This is a genomic window from Acinetobacter sp. ATCC 27244 (assembly GCF_000156555.1).
Classification (GTDB): domain Bacteria; phylum Pseudomonadota; class Gammaproteobacteria; order Pseudomonadales; family Moraxellaceae; genus Acinetobacter; species Acinetobacter haemolyticus.
Window position 1 is genome coordinate 20,757 of the sequence record NZ_GG665964.1, and the last position, 6,966, is coordinate 27,722.

The 6,966-nt window shown below is 38.4% G+C and carries 5 protein-coding genes and 1 pseudogene; all 6 read left to right on the forward strand.

All coding sequences use genetic code 11. The features are described 5' to 3' along the window. Positions 1-160 precede the first annotated feature (160 nt). The 6 genes and pseudogenes from HMPREF0023_RS14075 to HMPREF0023_RS14100 all read left to right on the forward strand — a co-directional run bounded on the left by HMPREF0023_RS14075 (position 161) and on the right by HMPREF0023_RS14100 (position 6,938). Positions 161-643: a YchJ family protein gene (locus tag HMPREF0023_RS14075; protein ID WP_008942403.1), complete on the forward strand. Its 483-nt coding sequence runs from the start codon at positions 161-163 to the stop codon at positions 641-643. A gap of 52 nt (positions 644-695) precedes the next feature. Next, positions 696-1,341, forward strand: a pseudogene (locus HMPREF0023_RS14080) (trimeric intracellular cation channel family protein). A 217-nt stretch (positions 1,342-1,558) separates the two neighbouring features. Further along, positions 1,559-1,861: a helix-turn-helix domain-containing protein gene (locus tag HMPREF0023_RS14085; protein WP_005087873.1), complete on the forward strand. Its 303-nt coding sequence runs from the start codon at positions 1,559-1,561 to the stop codon at positions 1,859-1,861. A 9-nt stretch (positions 1,862-1,870) separates the two neighbouring features. After that, complete coding sequence (locus HMPREF0023_RS14090; RefSeq protein ID WP_008942405.1) at positions 1,871-2,704, forward strand: GIY-YIG nuclease family protein; 834 nt, start codon at positions 1,871-1,873, stop codon at positions 2,702-2,704. 177 nt (positions 2,705-2,881) lie between these two features. Next, positions 2,882-5,101 carry a DNA topoisomerase IV subunit A gene (parC, locus tag HMPREF0023_RS14095; protein WP_008942406.1) on the forward strand — a complete coding sequence of 740 codons (2,220 nt, stop codon included), beginning with the start codon at positions 2,882-2,884 and terminating at the stop codon, positions 5,099-5,101. A 157-nt stretch (positions 5,102-5,258) separates the two neighbouring features. After that, on the forward strand, positions 5,259-6,938 hold the full coding sequence (locus HMPREF0023_RS14100; protein ID WP_004637539.1) for an AMP-binding protein: 1,680 nt from the start codon (positions 5,259-5,261) through the stop codon (positions 6,936-6,938). The last annotated feature ends 28 nt before the right edge of the window (positions 6,939-6,966 follow it).

Here is a 6,966-nt window from a genome sequence, read left to right on the forward strand (position 1 = left end):
AAGGTTTTGTTCTATTGTATTGATAAGTGACGAAAGCTTTTTAATAAGATGAATTGCTTAACTGTAATTAGAATAGTAAATAAGTTAAATAGCCCTAGGGTTTGGCCATCGTGACATGATGATGGTTTTTACTCGGGCTATTTTTATTTGAGAAAGAAACATGACACTGTTAAAGAACTGTCCATGTGGACGCGGCTTATATGTAGAATGCTGTCAACCGCTTCATTTAAAACAGCAAGTTGCTGAAAGTGCTGAGCAATTGATGCGCTCGCGCTATAGCGCCTTTGCCCTACAGCAAATTGACTATATTTTGGAAACAACGGCTCTGGGACAACAAGCATTGTTAGATCGAGAGGCGATTGCTGACTGGAGTCAGTCTAATCAATGGTTAAAATTAGAGGTGCTTCGACATCAACCCAAGCTTGATAAAACACATGCATTGGTTGAGTTTAAAGCGCATTACTGTGATAAAAATCAGGATGGAAAACAGCCACATATTCATCATGAGGTTTCGCATTTTGTCTTGTATCAACAGCGTTGGTATTTCCTTGATCCTACTTTAGATATGCAAGTCACCATGAAACAAGCATGTATTTGTGGCTCAGGGAAAAAATTTAAGCAATGTTGTGCACAATTCATCTAAGTTTGTCTTAAAATAGCGCACACTTTTCCGCCTTGTTTAAGGATTCAGGCAAATGTTACTGACCGTGATTTATATTATTGCCATTACTGCAGAAGCAATGACAGGTGCACTGTCAGCAGGCCGCCGTAGTATGGATTGGTTCGGTGTGACATTGATTGCTTGTGTTACTGCTTTGGGCGGTGGTTCTGTACGTGATGTTTTATTGGGGCACTATCCTTTAACTTGGGTGAAGCATCCAGAATATTTGGTTTTGACGTGTTGTGCTGCCTTTGTCACGATCCTTATTGCCAAATGGATGAAGCATTTACGTAATATCTTCTTGGTACTTGATGCACTTGGTTTAATCGGATTTACGATTATTGGCTGTCAGATTGCCTTGGAAATGGGGCATGGTTTTGTCGTCTCAGCAGTTGCTGGTGTATTAACTGGTGTATCAGGCGGTATTTTGCGCGATATTTTGTGTAATGACGTGCCTTTGGTGTTCCGCCGTGAGCTGTATGCCAGTATTTCCTTTGTAGCGGTGATTTGTTATTGGGTGTGTTTGCAGTTGGGGTTGGGCTTAGAGTTGACTGTGATTGCGACTTTGGTTTTTGGTTTTTCACTGCGTTTGATTGCGATTTTATTTTGGTCTGGAAATGCCGAAATTTATCTACCAAGATGATGATGCCGAGTCTGCTTCATCAACTGATGAGCATTAAAATGAACAATGATGCACTCAAACAATTAATACAATAGATCAAAACTCTTAGTGATTCTGTTAGTCAAAAATTAAGATAAGAGTGCTGTTCTAAAATAATTTTTATAGATTAATTGCTTATGTTCTATGCGTCATAATTCGACGTTTTAATCTTTATGCTTGTATTTTATAAATTCAAGCACTTTATACTTTAAAAAAGATATAGGGCAGATAGAGAAATGTCTAATAATTTAGAAGTCAAAATAATTTCGCCTGATCATCCTGAATTTAAGGATATATTGAAGAAAGGGGAGGTTGGATTGGGGAACAATCCAATAGAATGTGTACTTCGTAATATTTCTTATCCAGATGTGAAAAAAGTGCGAGAAAAAACTTATTTATCCCAAGAGGAGTTTGCTGCACGTTTGCATATAGATGTGAAAAAGCTTCAAAGTTGGGAAAGTCGAAAGCGATCTCCAACGGGTTCAGTGTTGCTTTTACTTCGTATTTTAGATATTCAACCTGAATTAGTTTTTGAATAATTATATTTTATGGAAAGGAGAAGGATAGTGAACCATTTGACTTTTAAAAATTTAATGAAATTAATTGAAAATAATCCTTTAGATGAGAATAGTAGAGTGAAGTATGTTCGCCATAGGGATAAGAAACGATTTTTAGGGCTTTCTGAACATCTCGTTCCTAATATTTCAGAGTTAGAGTATTATCAAAGTGAACAGAGTAAAGATGTATTTAAAAATTTAGATTACATTATTTCTTTTATTGGTTTTGATGGTCGAAAGTCCTTATTTTGGGGAGTGTTTAAGGTCCACAGTAAGAGATATAACTCAGAGAAAGATCAGTATGAGTATGATCTTGAAGAAATGCCTCAATTTAATGCGCTAAAATTTAGATTAGTTATTGATTGGGGCGATGCAGAAAGATCATGGCATCAACATTATCATTATACAGATAAAAAAGTAATAGAGTTATATTCTGATCAACCTATGGAAAAGTTTCCAGGATATGAACATATCCATTTGTCATGGAATCAGTTGAAATATGTCATTGATAAAGAATCATGGAAAGTCGCTTTACAAAATCAAAAAGCCGTTTATCTCATTACCGATACTTCTAATGGAAAAATGTATGTAGGGTCAGCATATGGTGAAAATATGCTTTTAAATAGATGGCAGAATTATATTAAAAGTGGACATGGTGGAAATATTCAGTTAGCAAAACTGGGTCAGGAATATATTGAAAAGCACTTTAAATTTTCTATTTTAGACATTTTTAAATCAACAACTGATGATCAAGTCATATTAAATAGAGAAAGTTGGTGGAAGAATACACTCCTTACGAGAACATTTGGTTATAACGCTAATTAATTATCAGAATGGTGAGTATCAAAGTGATACTTATTATAGAAAATGATGGATCAAGTTATCGTTTATAGAATGACACCATTTGACGTTTAAACAACAACAAGGGCTTGTCACAACGCCTTCATCCACATAGCATACAAAATATTGACGATAACAAATAATTTTGGATGAATCGCTGAAATGACCAGCCTTGCACATCATGCAACCGAAAACCGTTCCGTAGCTGAATTCACAGAACAAGCTTACCTTAACTATGCCATGTACGTGATTATGGATCGTGCATTGCCGCATATCAGTGATGGTCTAAAACCTGTACAGCGTCGTATCGTTTATGCGATGAGTGAGCTCGGTTTAAAATCAACAGGTAAACCGAAAAAATCGGCACGTACCGTTGGTGATGTACTTGGTAAATATCACCCACACGGTGACTCTGCTTGTTATGAAGCAATGGTGTTGATGGCACAGCCATTCAGCTATCGCTATCCATTGGTTGAGGGGCAAGGCAACTGGGGTTCACCTGATGATCCAAAATCATTTGCAGCAATGCGTTATACCGAAGCTAAACTCTCGGCTTATAGTGAATTATTACTGAGTGAACTGGGCCAAGGAACAAGTGAGTGGCAAGATAACTTTGATGGTTCAATGAAAGAACCAATCACGTTGCCTGCTCGCATTCCGAATATTTTACTTAACGGCACAACGGGTATAGCGGTCGGGATGGCAACCGATATTCCACCCCATAATCTACGGGAAGTGGTGAAAGGAACGATTGCGCTGATTCGTAATCCTGAAACTACAGATGAGAAATTGGCTGAATATATTCCCGCACCGGATCTGCCAACCAAAGCAGAAATTATTACCCCACCTGAAGAATTGTTAAAAATTCAAACCACAGGTCGTGGTAGTTACCGTATGCGTTCGATTTATACGGTAGAGAAAAATGAGATTGTGATTACTGAACTGCCTTATCAAGTTTCAGGGTCAAAAGTGATTACTCAGATAGCAGATCAAATGATTGCGAAAAAGTTACCTTTGGTCGCAGATATTCGTGATGAGTCAGATCATAAAAATCCAACGCGCTTGGTGATCGTCCTCCGTTCTAATCGTGTCGATGCTGAAACGGTGATGAGTCATTTATTTGCAACCACGGATTTAGAATCAAGCTATCGTGTCAATCTCAACATGATCGGTGCTGATGGTCGCCCACAGGTAAAATCTATTCGCCGTATTTTGTTGGAATGGATTGAGATTCGTAAGCAAACTGTGACACGTCGCTTGCAATATCATTTAACCAAGATTGAAAAACGTTTACATATTTTGGCAGGACTTTTGATTGCTTATCTCGATATTGATACGGTCATCCGTATTATTCGTGAAGAAGATCAACCAAAACCTGTGTTGATGCAGCATTTTGGGATTGATGAAATTCAAGCCGAAGCGATTTTAGAACTCAAACTACGCCATTTGGCTAAACTTGAGGAAATGGAAATTCGCCGTGAACAAGAAGAGTTAGAAGCAAAAGCGGCAGTAATTCGTGAGCAATTGGCAAATCCTGAATCATTAAAAAGTTTGATTATTAATGAATTGAAAGAAGATGCGAAAAAGTTTGGTGATGATCGACGTTCGCCGATCGTTGCCCGTGCTGAAGCGGTACAAATTCGAGAACAAGATTTGATGCCAGCTGAAACGGTCACGGTTGTATTGTCAGAAGCAGGTTGGGTCCGCGCTGCGAAAGGTGCGGATGTCGATGCTGCCAATTTAAACTATCGTGCAGGTGATCAATATCTCAGTCATGCTGTGGGTAAAACCAATCAGCGAGTCTACTTTTTAGATCAAAAGGGTCGAAGCTATGCTTTGCCGATTAGTAGCTTACCTTCGGCGCGAGGTTTAGGAGAACCGTTGAGTTCAAAACTTTCACCTGCAAGTGGTGTGTCGTTTATTCAAGTCTTAGTCGAAGATGATGCGAATGAATTACTGGTGGCAAGTTCGAATGGCTATGGTTTCAAAACTCAAGCAACACAGTTAGATACCAATGCCAAAGCAGGTAAAGCTTTCCTAACTGTGATGGAGAAGGCAAAGGCATTACCATTGTTGCCAATTCAGCAAGCAACGCATGTTGCAATCTTGAGTTCATCGGGTCGTTTACTGATTATTGATTTAGCAGAACTTCCAGTTCTGAATAAAGGTAAAGGTAACAAGTTGATACAACTTGATGAAAAAGAGCAAATTTTATCCATGACAACGCTGGCATTAGATGAAATAATCCAAGTCGCTGCAGGACAACAGCACTTAAAACTGAAGGGAGATGATCTCCAAAAATATCTAGGAAAAAGAGCAACAAAGGGCCAACTTTTACCACGGGGATATCAAAAAGCAAATAGACTCTTCATTCAGAGATAGGGCTAGTATTCTGTGATATAAATACGTTATATATGACGATGTATTCATATTGTTTGGATAGATGAACAGGGCAATTCAAAAAGTTAAAAAAAATGTTTTGCCATGGAAAGTAACGTTGTTACATTTTTAAGGATTACCACTCGGAGATAATGGCATTATGGAAAAGATTTGGTTTGCAGAATACCAAAAGACAGGAATTCCAGAAACAGTTGAACTGCCTGCTGAAAACACCTCACTTGTTGATATTTTTGAACGCAATTTCCAAAAATTTGGGTCACGTGATGCCTTTATCTTTATGGATAAAGTTTTAACGTTTAATGAATTAGAAGTTGCTAGTCGCAAATTTGCAACGTATTTACAAAGCTTGGGGTTAGCAAAAGGAACACGTGTTGCGGTGATGATGCCGAACGTTTTCCAATATCCAGTAGTTGCATTGGGCGTATTCCGTGCGGGTCTGGTACTTGTAAACGTAAACCCACTTTATACAGCGCGTGAATTAGAGCATCAATTGAATGACTCTGGTTCAGAAGTGTTGGTGATCATTGAAAACTTCGCAAGTGTCTACCAAAGCATTATTGGTAAAACACCAGTGAAACATGTTGTTGTTGCAACTGTTGGTGACATGCTTGGGACTTTAAAAGGGACCATCGTTAACTTTGTTCTACGTAAAGTACGTAAGCAAATCCCTGCATGGAGTATTCCGGGTCATACCAAATTTAATACTGCATTAAACAAAGAAAACCCAAGTAACTATAAGCGTCCAAGCTTAACTTTGAGTGATACAGCAGTACTTCAGTACACAGGTGGTACTACTGGTGTATCTAAAGGTGCAGAACTTACTCATCGCAATTTAGTGGGTAACCTTTTACAGTGCGAAGCAATTTTCTCAAGCAAATTTGGTGCATCTGATAGTGAAAAAGGTGATCGTATTGTTTGTGCATTACCGCTTTATCATATCTTTGCATTCATGGTTTGCGCAATGTACGGTATGTACAAAGGTCAAGCAAACATTTTGATCCCGAACCCACGTGATTTACCTGCGGTTATTAATGAGCTACGTAAATATCGCCCTTCTTTCTTCCCAGCGGTAAACACTTTGTTTAATGCATTGGTAAATAACGAAGAATTTAAGCAACTTGACCATAGTAACCTTAAGATGGCGATGGGTGGTGGTATGGCAGTATTGCCATCAACTGCTGAAGCTTGGAAAAAAGTGACAGGTACAATCATTATCGAAGGTTATGGTTTATCTGAAACTTCTCCTGTTGCAACTGCAAATCCACCAGCAACAACTGAATTCAGCGGCACAATTGGTATTCCATTGCCATTGACTGATGTTGCGATCTTAGATGATGACGGAAATGAGCTTCCTCAGGGTGAACAAGGTGAGATCTCAATTCGTGGTCCTCAGGTCATGAAAGGTTACTGGAATCGTCCTGATGAAACTGCAAAAGTGATGACTGCTGACGGTTTCTTCCGCACAGGTGATATCGGTATCATGGATACACGTGGTTACTTCAAAATCGTGGATCGTAAAAAAGACATGATCTTGGTTTCTGGCTTTAACGTATATCCAAGTGAAATTGAAGAAGTCATTGCGCAACACGAAAAAGTATTGGAAGTTGCTGCGATTGGCGTTCCTGATGAAAAATCAGGTGAAGTTCCAAAATTATTTGTTGTGAAAAAAGATGATTCTTTAACAACAGAAGAAATTCTTGCTTTTGCGAAAAAGAACTTAACAGGCTATAAATGCCCACGTTATGTTGAATTTATTGATGAGTTACCAAAGTCAAATGTAGGTAAAATTTTGCGTAAAGATTTACGTAAACCTGCTTAATACTTTAATGGTCAACACCATCTAAAAA

Excerpts from the sequence above, each read along its gene's own strand:
- HMPREF0023_RS14075 (WP_008942403.1), top strand. The coding sequence starts at position 161 with ATGACACTGTTAAAGAACTGTCCATGTGGACGCGGCTTATATGTAGAA.
- HMPREF0023_RS14085 (WP_005087873.1), top strand. The coding sequence starts at position 1,559 with ATGTCTAATAATTTAGAAGTCAAAATAATTTCGCCTGATCATCCTGAA.
- HMPREF0023_RS14090 (WP_008942405.1), top strand. The coding sequence starts at position 1,871 with ATGGAAAGGAGAAGGATAGTGAACCATTTGACTTTTAAAAATTTAATG.
- parC (WP_008942406.1), top strand. The coding sequence starts at position 2,882 with ATGACCAGCCTTGCACATCATGCAACCGAAAACCGTTCCGTAGCTGAA.
- HMPREF0023_RS14100 (WP_004637539.1), top strand. The coding sequence starts at position 5,259 with ATGGAAAAGATTTGGTTTGCAGAATACCAAAAGACAGGAATTCCAGAA.